This window comes from Arcticibacter svalbardensis MN12-7 (assembly GCF_000403135.1).
In the GTDB taxonomy this organism is placed as follows: domain Bacteria; phylum Bacteroidota; class Bacteroidia; order Sphingobacteriales; family Sphingobacteriaceae; genus Arcticibacter; species Arcticibacter svalbardensis.
Window position 1 is genome coordinate 68,184 of the sequence record NZ_AQPN01000084.1, and the last position, 16,372, is coordinate 84,555.

The following is a 16,372-nucleotide window of genomic DNA, read 5'->3' on the forward strand; positions in this document are numbered from 1 at the left end:
ATTAACAGTATCCTACTTTAAACTACTAAGTTTACGGTAAACAATTTGGGTTCTCTTAAGCGATCAACCGTTTTTGAAGTATTTAATGAGATAGAAGCTTGTAATACAATTATTGAAATACACTACCACGATGAAGATATTACTTGTAGAAGATGAGCCGGGTTTAGTTTCAGTAATAGTACGGGGTTTAACAGATGCCGGAATGGAAGTAAGTGTAGCTGTCGATGGCAATACAGGACTTGAAATGGCTCTCGGGCATAATTTCGATCTCATAATTCTGGATATTATGCTGTCAGGCATGAATGGGATCCAGGTATGTAAAGAGCTCCGTAAAACAAAAAAGCACATTGCTATTCTTATGCTTACAGCACTTTCCAGCACCGAAAATATCGTAACAGGATTAAACAGTGGGGCCGACGATTACCTGGGAAAGCCCTTTAAGTTTGCCGAACTTGAAGCTCGCATACGCACCCTTGTACGCCGTAGCACAAGTGGAGGGCATGTAGCAAGTAAAAGTATTTTCATCAACGACCTTGAAGTAAATACAGATTCAAAGACTGCCCAAAGAAATGGTAAAAACATTACCCTTACAGCTACTGAATACAGATTGCTGGAGTATTTCATACTAAACACAAACAAAGTGTTGTCACGAATACAAATACTTGAAAACGTATGGGATATCGACTTTAATATTGGCACCAATGTAGTTGACGTTTATGTAAATTACCTGCGCAAAAAAGTAGATAGCGAAAACCAGATCAAGCTGATCCATACTGTTTTCGGTATGGGATATATGATGAAGGAAGAAATGGAGCATGAAAATTAAAACCAAAATTACACTGCTGTTCTTCCTCATATCAACATGTGGGCTTATCCTGCTAAATGCCACCATCTTTTATTTCGTATCCGAATTTAGTTTTGAGGACTTTTTTGAACGACTTGAAGCACGTGTAAACCTCGCAGCTCAAATAAAGATCCATCCCAATGAAAAATCAGCCGCTTATCATGAAATAAGAACCAATTATCTGGAAAAGCTTGAAAACGAACGTGACTACATTACTAAGTTTGAAGCTGGTGCAGGAAACAGATTCAAAAAACCATTGAATCTACCAGATCAGTTTTACCAGGATATCATCAATAAAAAAGCTAAGGCCCGCTACAATGAAGACAATAAATTCTATGCAGGCGAGCTTTTTGAGACACCTTATGGCAAGTATATTATTATAGTAGCCGCTACCGATCCTTACGGATTTAAGGAATTGGCCGAACTGCGCAGGATACTCATCATCTTTTTTATCGTATCAGTAATACTATCCTTTGTTGCCGGTAACGTATTTTCCTACTATACCATCAACCCCTTAAGCGGAATTATGAAGCAAGTAAAAAACATTACTGCAAATAATTTACACTTACGGCTTGAAGAACTCAACGGAAAAGACGAAATAGCAGAGCTGGTGCAGACATTCAATAACATGTTAAACAGGCTGGAAACATCGTTTGAGACACAAAACAATTTCGTAAGCAACGCATCTCACGAATTGCGTACACCACTAACCATTATTACAGGAGAAACAGAGTTGCTGCTTTCTCAAAAAGAACTCACACCTGAAACTCAGCAATTAATAAAAACTATACTAAGCGAGGCGGAAAAGCTAGGACAAATATTAGCGAGCCTGTTAGGACTGGCGCAAACGGGTTTTGATGGTAAAAAACAAAATTGGCAAACTATACGAGTTGATGAATTGGTAATGAATGTGGTTGCACTAGCAAAAAAGATAGAACCTGAAAGCATTATTGATATCAATTTTTCAGGATTGCCTGAAGATGAAACCAAACTTTATACCGAAGGTAACATCAACTTACTGCAACTAGCCTTAAGCAATATTGTGATGAATGCTTGCAAATACTCCAAAAATCAGCCCGTAGAAATTAAGCTGAATGTAGAGAATGAGCGCCTGATGATATCAGTAACTGACAAAGGCATTGGCATTCCACTTCAGGATCAGCAACACATTTTTGAGCCTTTCTTTCGCGCATCAAATACCAGCGATTATGAAGGCCATGGCATTGGCCTGCCGCTTACCCTAAATATTATCAGGCTCCATAAAGGTTCAATAGGCATACTTTCTGAAGAAAAATCGGGCACCGAAATACAGATCTTCTTGCCAGTTCTAAAACAATAAGGTCAGAGAAAATGGAATAAGTGTTTATTTTTCTAATAACTTTTTAATAAGTATAAACTGAACCAATGCGAATTATTGAACAAATCACTAAACAACAAATAGTTACAGAACAAAGAATTAAAACAAATCAATTATAATTTTAATCATATTCTAATAAGATTCTTAAATCTTCTTAATGAGTACGAGCTAGTATTGCATCAGACAAATAATTAAAGTTTAATCTGATAAACGTAACACTATGAAAACAGTACTCGTTCCAACAAATTTCAACCCTGCTGCATTAAACTGTATACCGGCAGTATGCAATCAATTTCAGGGTGAGAAGCTAAACTTCATCTTCGTCCACATGTTTAAGTTATCCGATTCCATAAGCGACTTACTGAGTCTATCCAAACGGAATCGTGAATATGAACTGATAAGTGATGAATTTTACCAGTGCTGCTATGAAATAAAGAAAGAGTTTCAGCAGATAAAAAATTTAAAAATTGAATTTTTATACGGTAGTACGCTCAGCATGTTTCGCAATTTTTTAGAAGCCAATGAGGTGAATCATATACTTGATGTATCCGATTTTGGAGTATATAAACTAAATAAATCGAGCATCGATCCATCCATATTGATAAAAAGAAGCGGACTGCCAGTTATTACCGTTGGTACCGATGTAGAAGCTGAACAAGTTGCCGAACAAAGATTGGTATTGGAAATGAACGGTGTTTAATTGACCTATAAAAAAATAAAAAGATGTTGCTAAAAGAGAATATACCCGCTACATACATATTTGGGAAGATAAAAGTCGAGATTATAATGGTTACTCTGTATGCAACGCTTATTGCCGTTTTATACAACAATTTTCATATTACCCGAATATCCATCCCCATTGCGGTGCCTACTATATTAGGTACTGTTATATCATTATTATTGGCCTTTAAATCAAACCAGGCATACGACAGATGGTGGGAAGCCCGCACTTTGTGGGGCGCTATTGTCAACGATTCACGTACGCTTACCCGCCAACTTTTTACCTTTATTGATACACATTATGGCACCGCTGAAGAAAAGGCTTTTTGTGAGCGTATGGCAAAAAGACAAATAGCCTGGTCTCATAGTTTAAGCCAACACTTACGTGGAGAAGACTCCATAAAAGGACTTGAAAAATGGCTATGTCAGGAAGATCTCGAACAAATCAAGCATTACTCCAATGTACCCCTTGCCTTGCTTGAATTGCAAGGTACAGACCTTAGGAATGCTTTTAAGTTAGGCTGGATCAACAAACACCAGCAAGTAGAACTTGACAATACCCTTACCCGCTTTTCAAACGAAATGGGTGGTTGCGAAAGGATCAAAAACACTATTTTCCCTGCAACCTATGGTGTCTATATCCATTTCGCCTTGATATTGTTCATCATACTGTTGCCATTTGGTTTGATAGAGTTTTTTGGAGTAGTGGAAGTACCGGTAGTAATAGCTATTGCCAGTTCCTTCTTCCTGATAGAAAAAATGGCTATACATCTTCAGGATCCATTTGAAAACAAGCCAACTGACACGCCTACCACCACTATATCCCGTACTATTGAACGCGATATTATGCAAATGCTCAAGCAAAATTATAAACATGAAGAACCAGCTACAGGCGGCTATGTGTCAAAATCAAAAGTGTATTACATCCTTTAATACTTTTTTTTTACCTTAATATTAAAAGAAAGAGCTGCAATTAATTTGCGGCTTTTCTTTTAACTAAGGTTCCTGCCTGGCTAAATATTACACACCAAAAAACAGTATATTAGTAGTATTCAATTGATTAGAATAAATTACACAAACTTTACTTTCTGAAAAATGTTAAATTAATTATCAATATGAACCTATATTAACATAAACCATGAAAAAGAAAATCCTATTTGTCATATGTTTACTTTTTGGACTCATGTTCATTAATGCTGGACTAAATAAATTTTTCAATTACATGCCAGTACCTAAAGATTTGCCCGAAAACATGATAAAATTAATGACCGCCTTTATGCAAATAGGCTGGTTAATGCCTCTTATTGCAGTTGCTGAAATTGTTGGAGGAGTACTTTTCATCACAAATAAATTTAGAGCACTCGGTGCAATTGTTATTTTTCCAGTTATGATTGGTATTCTTTTAACTCATTTATTAATTGCGCCATCTGGTTTGCCGATAGCGCTTGTACTATTTGCAATTAACATTTGGGTGATTATTGAAAACCGCAAAAAGTATCTGCCAATGATAAATGAACAAACCAAACTATATTAATGAATACAAAAATGGAACCAGCAAACAAAACAAAAATCACACTAGAAAATACAGTTAAGGCTCCAATAGAAAAAGTATGGGACCTTTGGACTACACCAGAACATATCACAAAGTGGAGTTATGCATCAGACGATTGGCATACCCCATTTGCTGAAAATGATTTGCGGGTAGGTGGAAGATTTGTCTCACGAATGGAAGCTAAAGATGGGAGTTTCGGTTTCAACTTTGGAGGTAAATATGATGAAGTAAAAACCAACGAACTGATCTCTTACACCATGGATGACGGAAGAACAGCGCAGATTACTTTTATAGCCAATGGCAACGATACAAAAATGATTGAAACGTTTGACGCTGAAACGGAAAATACAATTGAAATGCAACGAGACGGTTGGCAAGCTATTTTAGACAACTTTAAAAAGTATACCGAAACATATTAATCAATAAAGGTAAATTATTCTAAAACCAGACAATTGAGCATTTATGGCTACTCAATACTGCATTTACAATTGCAATTATTATCTGCCAAAAATTCATTTGCCTGGTTTTATAGAGAAATTAGTTCCCTCCCAATATCACCGGATTCTTTCCGTTCCCCATAATAATCACCTTTGTGTTGGGAGAAAGAGCAATTTCTTTCTGAGCAAGGATCGATTGATATTCCAGCTGTTTGTCGCTCAAGCCGGTAGATAAAATACGTTGATAGTCGGCAATACCTTGTGCTTCTACACGTTTACGTTCCGCTTCCTGTCTTTCTTTCTGTAAAACGAATTGCATTTTCTGAGCATCCTGTTCTGCATTAATCTTTGACTCGATAGTTTTGCGTACAGATTCGGGCAAAGTCACATTTCTAATTAACAACTGTTCCAACTTTAACCCACGGGTAGCAAAGCTTTTATTAATTGCATTAAATATCTTATCCTGAAACTCCTGACGTTTGGTTGAATATAAAGCCACAGCCTCATAAGATACTGCATTGTCACGTATAGCAGTGCGCGCTACAGGACGTACAATTTTATCGACATAATCATCCCCTATTTCCTTAAGGATATTAGGTGCATCATTTGGCCGCACACTAAATAAAACAGAAAGGTCAATTGTAACCTCCAACCCATCTGATGTTAAGATCCTAATGGCATCATCTCCCGACTTATTACCTTCATCATGATTGCCGGACATGGTATAATTCTGCGTTTTAACATCAAACATCGTTACCTCAACAAGTGGATTTATAAAATTCAACCCACTGTATAATACATCATCATCTACCCTTCCATAGAGTGTTTTAACGCCAACATGACCGGCATCTACAACTTTGAACATGGAAAGAGAAGCCCCAAGAAGAGCCAAAACAATACCTATAATTCGGATCGCTCCACTGAATCTGGCAGCCTGACTGTCGCCATGGGCTACAAAAAAGCTTACTGTTATAACGAGCAAACCTAAAATGATAAAAAACATGATATGTGGTTTAAATATCAGTAAACATAGCTGTTTTTTTCATTTAATTGATGAACAGTAAATATATTATATTCACTTATCCCATGGTACTATTTAACGCGATAATAGCCATCTTAAAATGCTCAGGAGCCACTAAAAACTGAATATTTACATTCCTCATCGCGAAACCCGCACTTTTAATATTAATACCCTGTTCAGTAAGCGCATATGCACTTTTAGCTAATAAACCCGGCTCATCCATGTTAGATCCCAACAGGCACACCATCGCTATTTTTTCAACCGTAACTTTTTCAAAATGACCCTCTAGCTCGCTGATTAACTTCTTATCAAAATCACGTGCCCATATCACAATAGAGATACTGTTGGCACTCGTGGCTTTAAAAGTATAACTCACGTTATGATTAAAAAACATTTGCATAATCTGAAGGTCACTGCCCACATTTCCCACCATTAACGGGTCGTAAACATCAATCATCAGCAATTTATCGGTGCCCGTAATAATCTCCACACGCTTTTGTTCCGATATAAACTCCCTGGTAAACAGTGTGCCCGGATGTGAAGGCTCAAAAGTATTTTTTATCCGCAGATGGATTCCATTAATCTCCAAAGGTTTAGATGCCCTGGGATGAATAGCCTCCATGCCCACATCAGCCAGCTGATCAGCAATATCATAATTGGTATAACCAACAGGTTTGCAATTCTCTATTCCTACCAATGCCGGATCTGCAGTTGAAAGGTGATATTCTTTGTGAATAATGGCTTCCTGTGGTTTCAAAATTTCGGCGATCTTACTGAAAGTAATTTCTGAATACCCCCTGTCAAACTCGCGCATGATTCCTTCTGTACCTTTGGCATAACCGGTAACAATGCAGATCGTTTGCTCAAAATCAATGTCTTTAAAAGCATGTTTAATCCGCTGATCTATCGTATAGGCCCGATGATCACCAAATCCGCTCAGATCAATCAGCTGGGTATTGATGCCCATATTCACTAAAATATTGCTAAGAACAAATGCAGAATGCGTCTCCCCTATTGAAGCCAGAATCTCCCTTGCCGCTTGTAAAATTCCTATCTTACTTACATAACCTGATGCCAGTATATTGGCCAGATTATCCAGGTATTTTTGAGCTTCCGTAATATGGTTTTCAATAAACAGATCAGCAACTGGAAGGTCAAGACCCAGTTTAGCATACTTTTTATTAATCGATTTTAACTTGACTATCAGATTTTTTAAAGGACGGTGAAAATCCTGATACTTGGCTATGCGGTGATATACACCCGGCTCTCCGGTCTTTTTATTCTCCAGCAACAGATCCGTTACTCCCGAAAAGGCAGACACCACGAATATTCTATTATATAACTGGTCACCTGTACGTTCAAATAAAATAATATTTTTGATAACATCTTGCAAAGCACTCATGGATGTGCCGCCTATCTTCTCTACTGTAAACATGTTTTTTTTAAAATGATATTCTTCCCTCTTTTAAAAAGAGTGTGCTAATAAAAATTTACATCAGCACACCGGTCTTCGGTGTAATCTGAATAGGCAAATCCTCTTCCCCGAGCATCTCTCTTAAATTGATCTCAATACTTTTACTAATGGTAGTCATTGGCGTATCATTATCCTTTGATGCAAATGGATCCTGTATTTCAACGGCAATTTGCTCAATTACCAAAAAGATGAAGGTCACGATCAGACTGATAGGAATTGTTAGATACCCTAACTCTTCGACCATACCAAATGGGAAAAAGCAGGCAAAGATATGAACCAGAATAAAAGAGAAATAAGAGTAAGGAACAGGAAAGGGGGTATTCTTAATCCGTTCAGCTTGTCCCAGGTTGTTCGTTAGTTCAGTAAGGATCGTTTCCAACTGAACAAAAACAAAGTCTGTAATCTGCTTCTTTTCATAAAGTTCCTTTAACTGTTGCATATGAAGCAACAATAAGGCATTTGGGAGATGTTGCTTTTTATCCAGAATACTATATTCTTTATTTGACACCAGCGTTCGAAGGAAAATAGCTCCCTGTTGTCTCCGCAATTGACGGGTAGTCGCCTGAACAAAAGCAATCTGCCGATGAATCATCTGTTGCGCATCTGGAGATGCATGGTCTCCCGAACTTGTAAAACCAATTACTTCTCTTGCTAAACTCCTTGAATTATTAACAATAGAGCCCCATATCGTACGTGCTTCCCACCACCTTTCATAGGCCGAATTCACCCTAAAACCCATCAGGATTGACAATGCCGTGCCAATCATCCCAACCTCACCATTTGGGAAAGAGAAATTAATTCCAAACTCCAAATAACAAACGCAAATGCTAACCGAGAGTATTAAATAAAAAACAAGCCATCGCCAGGTGGAAAGAAATATTTTTGCAACCCTATAACTATTTTCTAGAACCATTCAATACGAAATTACAAATCATTATCTATATATGGATAGGTATACCAAAAATTCAATTATAATACCTTCACCTTTAGAAAACTGATGTGGTCTTTTGAGGTATACACACGATGTGTGGCTTTTTTAAAGTCACTTTCCTGAGCCTTCATGATATTTACAAATGTTTGTGGATTACGATCAATCAACGGAAACCAGGTACTTTGAATTTGCACCATAATCCGATGACCTTTCTTAAAGGTATGTAACACATCCTGCAGCTCAAAGTCCACAGCAGTTACCTCTCCTGGCACAAAAGGCTCAGGTTTATCAAACCCATTTCGGTATTTACCACGCATTGCTTCACTGCGTACCATTTGCTGATACCCAGCCATTTGCACTCCCCGTCCTGTCCATTTATTGTTTACAGCGCTATCCGGGTAAACATCAAGCACCTTTACCACCCAATCCGCATCAGTTCCAGTAGTCGACACCTTCAGGTTCGCCATGATATTCCCTGCCAGCGTAACATCTTCATCAAGCATATCAGTTTGGTAACTCAACACATCTTTACGATCCTGGAGGAAGCGTTGATCAGCGGTCATATATTCGCGATCCATATCCATACTTTTCCCAGCTAGAAAGGGTACAGGGTTAGCCGGATCAGAAATATACTCATCATAACTGTTTCCCTTTGCCGATGGCTTACTGAATGACAACTTATGATCGGGCAACAGGTACAACTCCCTTTCATGCGATTCCGCAGGTGGCCATTTATTATACTTCTTCCATTTATTATTACCAGTCTGAAATACACTTACCGGTGGTAAATCAAGCGCAGTACCCTTCAAATAATGACTAAAAAACTTAAACTCGATACTATCCCGATACAAAGGAGCAGTTGGTCCTCCAAAATCGACATCTCCTAAATGGTCCCCGTTCCCCCGTGCCCAGCCACCATGCACCCATGGACCCATAGCAAAATACACTGGTGTCTTTGGATTTTCTCTAGCCAGTGTTTTATACGTGTGAATCGCTCCATAAAGATCTTCAGCATCATACCATCCACCGGTAACCAGTACCGCCGTTTTAATATCATGAAGATGAGGTAAAACATTCCGTTCCTTCCAATGCTGATCATATTCCGGATGATCCAGCATTTCATTCCAAAGCCGGATCGTATCCTGATAGTATTTCGCATTGGTATTTTTAACCGGACCCATCTTCATAAAAAAATCGTATCCATCAGTGGTACCGGGATCAAACTCCGGAGCAATACGCTGTGTGGGCTTATCATCCTGACGGTTAGTAAAAAACGGATAAAAGCCAAAATTGGCAACCAGCATAAAAGCACCATTGTGAAAGGCATCATCGTGATATAGGTCAGCAATTGGTGCCTGTGGAGATGCGGCAACCAAAGCAGGATGTCGACTCAACAAAGCCGTAGTAGTATAAAAACCAGGGTAAGAGATCCCCCAAGCCCCAACTTTCCCATTATTATTCGGAACATGACTCAGCAACCAGTCAATCGTATCGAAAGTATCCGTACCCTCGTCCACATCCTGATTGCTTTTATGTTTGTTCAGTTGAGGAGTCATTTCTTCATAGGTTCCTTCACTCATCCAACGACCTCTTACATCCTGAAAGACAAAAATATAACCATCGTGCAGAAATTGAGACGAAGGCCCAAGTGTCGTACTATAAGCATTCAACCCATAAGGCGATACGCTATAACAGGTCCGGTTCATCATAAAAGGATACGGATGCGACTTATCATTGGGCACGTACACCGCTGTAAACAGTTTTTTACCATCTCGCATAGGAATCTGATATTCATACTTGGTATAGTTGGCTTTTACATAAGCGGCGTCTTCTTTGTTAACCCCTCTTTGGGAAAAACACCCAGTAGTGGCAGATAAACAAAACATTAAAAGGAGCAGTTTCTTCATTCCGTTATTTCAGTCCTTTAAAGTACAGAAATAATGAAATATAGTCTAACTGAAATTATATTAATATTCTATCAGATTAACCTAAACAATTAAACACAAAATAGAGCAGTAAATTGCACTTTTTATACATTTATAACTAGTTATCTATATAGATCATCAAATAGTGCATTTTATTGCTCTTATTAATGAAACTATAAAATATTTATGTATTTTTACATATTAAAGAGCCGTATAATGCACTTTGAAGAACTTATTAAAACGATAAAAGAGCGGAGACAAGTGTTACAAGTAACACAAGAAACCTTAGCAGAAGTATCCGGTGTAGGGTTAAGAACCATAAAGCAGTTTGAAAGCGGGAAAGGAAACCCTACTCTATTGACTTTACAAAAAATATTAGAAGTGTTAGGTATGGAAGTTTCTCTAAAACTAACAAACGTATCTCTTAACAAATGAGAAAAGCGAAGGTCTTATTTAGGGATGAGGAAGCTGGTGTCTTAACTCAACATGATGACAGTTCGTTTACATTCCGTTACCATGATGCCTGGATGGCAGACAATGACAAGCCCGCTATAAGTCTTACTTTGCCCAAAAGCGAACAAGAATATAATTCAAAAATCTTATTCCCATTTTTTTACAATATGCTGCCTGAAGGATCTAACAAACAAGTAGCTTGTAAACTCAATAGAATCGACCTGAATGATTACTTCGGTTTACTGATGACTACTGCAAGGCATGACAGTATTGGTGCCATCAGAGTCGTTAAAATAGAAACGAAATGAGTATCCCTGAAATAACACATTGTCCTGGTACACTAGCTGCAGGTTTTAATACCTATAGCAGAACTTGTTTGAATAGAGTATTTCAAGGCAAGAAGGTACATCATGTATTGCCTTACGATTCACCAGCATCCAATCCAGAAACCGATGAACTCTTTGAAGAAAATCAAAAAAGCATTTCTATTTCAGGAGTACAGGAAAAATTTTCTGTATTGCTTGAAAAAAACAAGTTAAGGCTGATTAATGAAGGGGAACGTGGCACTTACATTCTAAAACCAATTCCCAGCTTCGGTAAAAAGCCGGACCAAATGCCCGCTAACGAGCATCTAACCATGCAAATTGCCCGTCAGGTCTATGGAATAGAAACCGCTGAAAATGCATTAATATTTTTTAAAAATGGCGCCCCAGCTTACATAACCAAACGTTTTGACACAAAGGATGACGGAACAAAATTAGCTCAGGATGATTTTGCTTCATTAGCCGGTAAAACGCCTCAAACACATGGTGAGCATTATAAATATCAGGGGAATTATTTAGAGCTATTTCAGCTCATACAGACCTATTTGTCTACTTATAAATTAGAAGCGCCGAAACTGTTCAAAACCGTAGTATTCAATTATTTATTCTCAAACGGAGATGCCCACTATAAAAACTTCTCCTTATTAGAAACACCAATGGGAGATTACCGACTAAGTCCTGCTTATGATTTACTAAATAGCCGCATTCATATTGAAGACAAAGACTTTGCGTTAGATGAAGGACTTTTACCTAAAAATTTAGCTCAGGGAAAAATAAGTTCTCAATTTACCAAACTTGCAGAACTTTCAGGAATCAGTGAAAAGGCTTTCAATGCGATAAGGACATTGATGTTATCAAAATCAGACTTAGTCGAAAAACTGGTAACTGCTTCTTTCCTAAATGACAGCACAAAAAGAAACTATTGGCAGTCCTATCAAGGTCGATTGAAACACTTGACAAATTAATCCTTAACCAATTCATAAACAGGCAGCCTATTCAAAGCCACACTCTGCTCTACCCTTTTCGGACCTTTTATAATTTCCCCCTTGTCACTCCTCCAATTCCCTTTCGGAAAGTAAACCAACTTCTTCATGTCTTTACTAACCACTGGAGCAACTACCAATTATCATCAATCATCAATACGCCAGTAGGAAAACCGTTAGCGATGATGTCGTGAGCATATTTAATAATATCAGTCTGGTTCTGATTGTAAACCAATTCAATCCACGTGTTGTATTGAGGTCTGAAAAATAAAAGCGTATCAGGCAATATCCCTTTTGAAGGAAAATGATCTTTACTAGCTTTAATATAAGCCTCTTTTAATGTACGCCCCATAGAATCTATTAAAATAGGTGCTGTAGCATTTAAAAGCAACAACTGATCGCCTTTCACTGTAAACTCGAAAGGAGCATCACTCCATATATACCTGCCGTTTGTTGAAAGCAATAATGGAGATGCCTGGTTCGTACCTGTATTGGCAAATAAATTAAAAGAATAACCATCCTTAAAGGGCATCTTATGGGCTTCATTTACCAAGCCTCCATACCAACTCTCACCCTTTTTAATCTTTATAACAGAAGTCTGAGCATAGGAAAATCCCCAACTTGAAAAGAATAAAATGAAAATACAATATTGCGTTAACTTCATGGTCTGAAATAATTTGATATGCACCAGCATTTTCCATAGCATGCAGAAATACCTCAGGAGCAAGAGCTTCATAACGGAAGGGTTTACCCACGATAGATAGAAGTCATCAATGCTGCCATTTCACCAAAAGATATCGCGTCGTACCCTAACCTGTAGGTTTGACCAGCATGCACTTCCGGATGCCCCAATGCCAAAGCAGCTACCTGGGCCACATCATTTACATCTACCCAACTCAAACGCGCATCTTCCACATAATGCTGAATCACCCCATCATTAATCACTCTTTTACCCCCATAACTTAACACATTTTGCATAAAAGTTTCAGGACGCAAATGCGTAAACGTAAAACCACACCACTCAATATATTTTTCTACCAGCTGATGCCATGCCCAATGCGCAATGGTCGTATCGTCACGGCCACATGCCCCTAAATGTACTACATGTTCTACCCCAGCTTTCTTTAGCGTCATCCAATAACACCTTACTCTGACGCAACATATCAACGGTATACCCAGTAAAGATAAGAACCCGATCAATCCCTTCAAAAGCAGGTAAATGTGTACTTTCATCATCAAAATCAAGGATGACGGTAGCAATTCCCCTAGCTTTAAAAGGTGCTGCTTTCTATGGCGAGCGAACCGCAGCCACGATCTCAATTTCCTTATTTGATAAAAGGAAGTTAATTGTTCTGCTGCCAACTTGCCCGGTTGTCCCGGTAATCAATATCTTGGGAAGTTTTGTATATGACATAATAATTAATGTAATTGATGTAAAAATATCTGGACACGAAGATACCCCCTCCTATACTGCTGGCAGTTGATCTAAAATAAGAAATGCAATAATCTATGTCAATTACGATTGTTTGTGAGATGCCGTATGATTCTTAATACGGCTTAAAGTTTCCGGAGTGATGCCCAGGTAGGATGCAATTAAATTCTGAGGAATTCTTTGAAAAATCACAGCATTGCTTTCAACCAGCTGCATATATTTTTCCTCCGCAGAGTGTGTGGTAGAGCTCACTAATCTTCGCTCTTTAGTAACTATACTATTCTGAAAAAGGATCCGGAAATAACGATCCATGATAGGCACTTTCAAAGTCATTGCTTCGTAATCAGCCAGAGTGATCATTAAAAGTTCAGCATCTTCTAGTACATCAATATTAAAAAAAGCTTTTTCACCCCACAAAAAACTATTCATATCCGATGTCCACCAGCCTTCCCATGCAAACATATTCATGTGTTCCACACCCTTATCATCAATGTTATAAGATTTGAGCAAACCTTTCGACACAAAACTAATGTATTTGCATACCTCACCTTCCTGCAGCAGATACTGTTTTCTCCGAAGCTTTTTAGGAATAAAAAGTTTTTACAGTTTCCCTCTCCTCTTCAGTAAGCGATACTTTTGTTAGGATATGAGAAAAAAAGACTTCAAACATCGGATGCCATTTAAATTTAGCCCCCGTCAACAGGGGGAATGTCAAATTAAATTCTCAATCATGCATGTTCCAATATAAAGCCTGCATCTATATGAAGCTGTTGATGTAGAGCTTTTAAGAAATCAACGCCAGGCTTTTGCTTACCGTTCATGATCAGAGAAAGCTTAGCATCGCTAACATTTAGCGTTTTCGCAAGGTCTTTCTGTCTTAATTTCATTTCAAACATGCGCATCTCGATCATACCAATCAACGAAGTAGGTGCTTCAACTTCATACTTGCCCTGTTCGTAACCCTGTGCACTTTGCGCAAGCATACGAATTTTATTAAGTTCTTCTTTAGACACATTACCACTTCCTTTGGCCATCAGACCATCAATTTCAGCCATTACTTTTTGGTAATCAGCGTTGTTCTTTATCTCTTTCATCAGTTGATGAACTCTTTTAGATTGAGCGCATCTTTCGCGTCCGCATGCTTCTCGAAAAAATCTCTTAAGGTACCATAGCTAATTACGACCAAGCTCTTGATTTTTTTTTACAAATCTAAATAAATTTTAGAATATCTAAATTTATTTCATTCCTAATCTATGGAGTAATCAGATTGAAAGCTTTCTTCACTAAAAATAAAATATTCCTAAAAAGTTTGCTTATACCTATTATATATCAAAAAAAACTAAATTTATGAACATCTAATCAGCTATTTGTATTAATTAAATTCATTTACATTGAAATTTACTTGGCGAAATATCAGCTTTGCATATTTACTCCTAGTGCCAATGGTCGCTACTGCACTGGCTTTTATAGTAGGGCATGTCAATGTTCTATTGTATATACCTCTGTGGTTTCTTAACGCCTTGTTAATGGCATTTATGACAAGTAAACTTATAGGCAAAGTTGATCGAACTCTACGCACTTCAACTTGGCTTTTAATACTACCCTGGATTTTCATAGCTATCTTTGGTGGTATGGGGCCTCCTCCAGAAACTGCCATAAAATGGGCAGCTTTGTCTAATGAACAAATCGCCCGATATACCATTTTAATTATTAGTGGGCTCTTGGTATATAAAGGATTTTATTATTTACATAATTATTTAAAAAACAAAGAAGGCGACAAATATTCTCGAATTGGGTTACTGCTTATTAGCTTAGGAATACCGTTTTTTATCATTAATATGGTTTATTGGGGTTATTTTCTAACTTACATATTTGCAACCTATACCGCTCCGGAATCAACAACGAAACCAGAATGGGTCAAGCTATTAGGAGAAGCATTTACCCTGATCCGGATGATAGAAGTTGCGCTTATTTACCTGTCAACCGCTGCTTTTGCTCTTGCGTTACGAGTATCCAGAATATTATCAAAAGGTTCCTGCATTGCTTATGTTACTGTTGCCTGCCTGTGTTCACTGTTTAATTTCTTACCTGGTTCTGTACCTGCCCCGCTTAACGTTATTAACTATTTGTCCTATATACCGGCATTTACATTACTAATGCCATACTTGATTGCAATAAACATTCTGCGTAAGCAAAAACCATAATTTTATGTCATATAACTGATTTTGTGTTAAACAGAAAATCACAAGTCTCATATTCTATCTCTGAATTTAATTTCCAGGCATTAATTATTGGAAATTAGTTTACTGATGTTGCTCTCTTTTTCGCACATTTGAGCATATGAAGCTCTTACATATAATATAAGGATGTTTATCGATAATTACCAAGGTTATATAATCCTTTTTATCCTTAGCTTGGTCTGTATATCCAGCATAATAATATTATCACGGTGGAAACGAGCCAAGATTATCAAAGGTATCAAAGGAAACTGGGGCAAAGAGAGAATCTGCTTCAGAGACTTTAGCCGAATAGCAAAATACCACACCCGCTCGCCTGATGCTAAAAAACAATCGTTAGACAGTAGAACTGCGTCCGACTTAAACCTTGATGAGATCTACTCAAAGATTGATAGATGCAAATCTAAAATAGGGCAGCAGTACCTCTACTCAATGTTACATTCCCCAACATTTAATGAAGGCATTCTAAAAGAAAGAGGAACACTAATTGAATTATTTTCCAACAATTCAGTTTTAGCGCAAAAAGTTCAATTAGAGCTTCATAAGCTGAACACACATTTAACTTATTCACTACCTAATCTGATATTCGATTGGAAATTCGAGCGCCTGAGATATAAAATAATTATAATTCTTTTAAGTATCGTACCTATTTTTTTAATACTACTAGGCGTCTATTACAATAA

General features: G+C 37.6%; 20 protein-coding genes. 11 read left to right on the forward strand and 9 right to left on the reverse strand.

Annotation, left to right across the window (positions count from 1 at the left end; genetic code table 11):
- Positions 1 to 130: 130 nt before the first annotated feature.
- The 6 genes from ADIARSV_RS11000 to ADIARSV_RS11025 all read left to right on the forward strand — a co-directional run bounded on the left by ADIARSV_RS11000 (position 131) and on the right by ADIARSV_RS11025 (position 4,892).
- Positions 131 to 826 (forward strand): response regulator transcription factor, encoded by a 696-nt coding sequence (locus tag ADIARSV_RS11000; protein ID WP_040299804.1) that lies wholly within the window; start codon positions 131 to 133, stop codon positions 824 to 826.
- On the forward strand, positions 816 to 2,183 hold the full coding sequence (locus tag ADIARSV_RS11005) for a HAMP domain-containing sensor histidine kinase (RefSeq protein ID WP_016195593.1): 1,368 nt from the start codon (positions 816 to 818) through the stop codon (positions 2,181 to 2,183). Before ADIARSV_RS11000 ends, ADIARSV_RS11005 begins: the two co-directional genes overlap by 11 nt.
- Positions 2,184 to 2,421: 238 nt before the next feature.
- Positions 2,422 to 2,901, forward strand: coding sequence for a hypothetical protein (locus ADIARSV_RS11010; protein ID WP_016195594.1), 480 nt, complete (start codon positions 2,422 to 2,424; stop codon positions 2,899 to 2,901).
- A gap of 23 nt (positions 2,902 to 2,924) precedes the next feature.
- On the forward strand, positions 2,925 to 3,854 hold the full coding sequence (locus ADIARSV_RS11015) for a bestrophin family protein (RefSeq protein WP_040299805.1): 930 nt from the start codon (positions 2,925 to 2,927) through the stop codon (positions 3,852 to 3,854).
- Between the two features lie 205 nt (positions 3,855 to 4,059).
- Positions 4,060 to 4,455 carry a DoxX family protein gene (locus ADIARSV_RS11020; protein ID WP_040299807.1) on the forward strand — a complete coding sequence of 132 codons (396 nt, stop codon included), beginning with the start codon at positions 4,060 to 4,062 and terminating at the stop codon, positions 4,453 to 4,455.
- A gap of 11 nt (positions 4,456 to 4,466) precedes the next feature.
- Positions 4,467 to 4,892 (forward strand): SRPBCC family protein, encoded by a 426-nt coding sequence (locus ADIARSV_RS11025; RefSeq protein WP_016195597.1) that lies wholly within the window; start codon positions 4,467 to 4,469, stop codon positions 4,890 to 4,892.
- A 118-nt stretch (positions 4,893 to 5,010) separates the two neighbouring features.
- On the opposite strand, the gene ADIARSV_RS11030 is transcribed toward ADIARSV_RS11025, so the two are convergent.
- From ADIARSV_RS11030 to ADIARSV_RS11045, 4 genes are all read right to left on the reverse strand, one after another.
- Entirely contained in the window at positions 5,011 to 5,913 is a 903-nt protein-coding gene (locus tag ADIARSV_RS11030) for a prohibitin family protein (protein WP_016195598.1), read from the reverse strand.
- 76 nt (positions 5,914 to 5,989) lie between these two features.
- Positions 5,990 to 7,366, reverse strand: a complete 1,377-nt coding sequence (locus ADIARSV_RS11035) for an aspartate kinase (RefSeq protein ID WP_016195599.1) — start codon at positions 7,364 to 7,366, stop codon at positions 5,990 to 5,992.
- 55 nt (positions 7,367 to 7,421) lie between these two features.
- Complete coding sequence (locus ADIARSV_RS11040; RefSeq protein ID WP_083936566.1) at positions 7,422 to 8,318, reverse strand: bestrophin family protein; 897 nt, start codon at positions 8,316 to 8,318, stop codon at positions 7,422 to 7,424.
- 56 nt (positions 8,319 to 8,374) lie between these two features.
- On the reverse strand, positions 8,375 to 10,243 hold the full coding sequence (locus ADIARSV_RS11045; protein ID WP_016195601.1) for a CocE/NonD family hydrolase: 1,869 nt from the start codon (positions 10,241 to 10,243) through the stop codon (positions 8,375 to 8,377).
- Between the two features lie 234 nt (positions 10,244 to 10,477).
- On the opposite strand from ADIARSV_RS11045, the gene ADIARSV_RS11050 reads away from it, so the two are divergent.
- The 3 genes from ADIARSV_RS11050 to ADIARSV_RS11060 are packed head-to-tail and all read left to right on the forward strand — an operon-like array spanning position 10,478 to position 12,002.
- Entirely contained in the window at positions 10,478 to 10,696 is a 219-nt protein-coding gene (locus ADIARSV_RS11050) for a helix-turn-helix domain-containing protein (RefSeq protein ID WP_016195602.1), read from the forward strand.
- Positions 10,693 to 11,022, forward strand: a complete 330-nt coding sequence (locus ADIARSV_RS11055; RefSeq protein ID WP_016195603.1) for a HipA N-terminal domain-containing protein — start codon at positions 10,693 to 10,695, stop codon at positions 11,020 to 11,022. Before ADIARSV_RS11050 ends, ADIARSV_RS11055 begins: the two co-directional genes overlap by 4 nt.
- Positions 11,019 to 12,002, forward strand: a complete 984-nt coding sequence (locus ADIARSV_RS11060) for a type II toxin-antitoxin system HipA family toxin (RefSeq protein WP_016195604.1) — start codon at positions 11,019 to 11,021, stop codon at positions 12,000 to 12,002. The genes ADIARSV_RS11055 and ADIARSV_RS11060 overlap by 4 nt, the downstream gene beginning before the upstream one ends.
- Here ADIARSV_RS11060 and ADIARSV_RS22570 read toward each other — a convergent pair.
- The 5 genes from ADIARSV_RS22570 to ADIARSV_RS11080 all read right to left on the reverse strand — a co-directional run bounded on the left by ADIARSV_RS22570 (position 11,999) and on the right by ADIARSV_RS11080 (position 14,546).
- On the reverse strand, positions 11,999 to 12,130 hold the full coding sequence (locus ADIARSV_RS22570) for a hypothetical protein (protein ID WP_016195605.1): 132 nt from the start codon (positions 12,128 to 12,130) through the stop codon (positions 11,999 to 12,001). The two genes, ADIARSV_RS11060 and ADIARSV_RS22570, sit on opposite strands and share 4 nt — an antisense overlap.
- A gap of 23 nt (positions 12,131 to 12,153) precedes the next feature.
- A complete protein-coding gene (locus ADIARSV_RS11065; protein WP_200864744.1) occupies positions 12,154 to 12,756 on the reverse strand; it encodes a hypothetical protein in 603 nt (200 codons plus the stop codon).
- Positions 12,757 to 12,767: 11 nt separating this feature from the next.
- Positions 12,768 to 13,154, reverse strand: a complete 387-nt coding sequence (locus ADIARSV_RS22165) for an NmrA family NAD(P)-binding protein (RefSeq protein ID WP_016195607.1) — start codon at positions 13,152 to 13,154, stop codon at positions 12,768 to 12,770.
- A gap of 382 nt (positions 13,155 to 13,536) precedes the next feature.
- Positions 13,537 to 14,043 (reverse strand): Crp/Fnr family transcriptional regulator, encoded by a 507-nt coding sequence (locus tag ADIARSV_RS11075; protein WP_316929509.1) that lies wholly within the window; start codon positions 14,041 to 14,043, stop codon positions 13,537 to 13,539.
- A gap of 137 nt (positions 14,044 to 14,180) precedes the next feature.
- Entirely contained in the window at positions 14,181 to 14,546 is a 366-nt protein-coding gene (locus tag ADIARSV_RS11080) for a helix-turn-helix domain-containing protein (RefSeq protein WP_016195609.1), read from the reverse strand.
- A gap of 348 nt (positions 14,547 to 14,894) precedes the next feature.
- Between ADIARSV_RS11080 and ADIARSV_RS11085 the strand changes: the two genes are divergently transcribed.
- Together ADIARSV_RS11085 and ADIARSV_RS22575 are read left to right on the forward strand one after the other, a co-directional pair.
- On the forward strand, positions 14,895 to 15,656 hold the full coding sequence (locus ADIARSV_RS11085; protein WP_016195610.1) for a hypothetical protein: 762 nt from the start codon (positions 14,895 to 14,897) through the stop codon (positions 15,654 to 15,656).
- Positions 15,657 to 16,121: 465 nt separating this feature from the next.
- Positions 16,122 to 16,372: hypothetical protein (locus tag ADIARSV_RS22575; protein ID WP_235048403.1), on the forward strand; the 251-nt coding region annotated here is incomplete at its 3' end.

Excerpts from the sequence above, each read along its gene's own strand:
- ADIARSV_RS11025 (WP_016195597.1), top strand. The coding sequence starts at position 4,467 with ATGGAACCAGCAAACAAAACAAAAATCACACTAGAAAATACAGTTAAG.
- ADIARSV_RS11050 (WP_016195602.1), top strand. The coding sequence starts at position 10,478 with ATGCACTTTGAAGAACTTATTAAAACGATAAAAGAGCGGAGACAAGTG.
- ADIARSV_RS11040 (WP_083936566.1), bottom strand. The coding sequence starts at position 8,318 with ATGGTTCTAGAAAATAGTTATAGGGTTGCAAAAATATTTCTTTCCACC.
- ADIARSV_RS11035 (WP_016195599.1), bottom strand. The coding sequence starts at position 7,366 with ATGTTTACAGTAGAGAAGATAGGCGGCACATCCATGAGTGCTTTGCAA.
- ADIARSV_RS22165 (WP_016195607.1), bottom strand. The coding sequence starts at position 13,154 with ATGACGCTAAAGAAAGCTGGGGTAGAACATGTAGTACATTTAGGGGCA.
- ADIARSV_RS11080 (WP_016195609.1), bottom strand. The coding sequence starts at position 14,546 with ATGAAAGAGATAAAGAACAACGCTGATTACCAAAAAGTAATGGCTGAA.
- ADIARSV_RS11045 (WP_016195601.1), bottom strand. The coding sequence starts at position 10,243 with ATGAAGAAACTGCTCCTTTTAATGTTTTGTTTATCTGCCACTACTGGG.
- ADIARSV_RS11085 (WP_016195610.1), top strand. The coding sequence starts at position 14,895 with ATGGTCGCTACTGCACTGGCTTTTATAGTAGGGCATGTCAATGTTCTA.
- ADIARSV_RS11030 (WP_016195598.1), bottom strand. The coding sequence starts at position 5,913 with ATGTTTTTTATCATTTTAGGTTTGCTCGTTATAACAGTAAGCTTTTTT.
- ADIARSV_RS11055 (WP_016195603.1), top strand. The coding sequence starts at position 10,693 with ATGAGAAAAGCGAAGGTCTTATTTAGGGATGAGGAAGCTGGTGTCTTA.
- ADIARSV_RS11020 (WP_040299807.1), top strand. The coding sequence starts at position 4,060 with ATGAAAAAGAAAATCCTATTTGTCATATGTTTACTTTTTGGACTCATG.
- ADIARSV_RS22570 (WP_016195605.1), bottom strand. The coding sequence starts at position 12,130 with ATGAAGAAGTTGGTTTACTTTCCGAAAGGGAATTGGAGGAGTGACAAG.
- ADIARSV_RS11000 (WP_040299804.1), top strand. The coding sequence starts at position 131 with ATGAAGATATTACTTGTAGAAGATGAGCCGGGTTTAGTTTCAGTAATA.
- ADIARSV_RS11060 (WP_016195604.1), top strand. The coding sequence starts at position 11,019 with ATGAGTATCCCTGAAATAACACATTGTCCTGGTACACTAGCTGCAGGT.
- ADIARSV_RS11065 (WP_200864744.1), bottom strand. The coding sequence starts at position 12,756 with ATGAAGCTCTTGCTCCTGAGGTATTTCTGCATGCTATGGAAAATGCTG.
- ADIARSV_RS11015 (WP_040299805.1), top strand. The coding sequence starts at position 2,925 with ATGTTGCTAAAAGAGAATATACCCGCTACATACATATTTGGGAAGATA.
- ADIARSV_RS11005 (WP_016195593.1), top strand. The coding sequence starts at position 816 with ATGAAAATTAAAACCAAAATTACACTGCTGTTCTTCCTCATATCAACA.
- ADIARSV_RS11010 (WP_016195594.1), top strand. The coding sequence starts at position 2,422 with ATGAAAACAGTACTCGTTCCAACAAATTTCAACCCTGCTGCATTAAAC.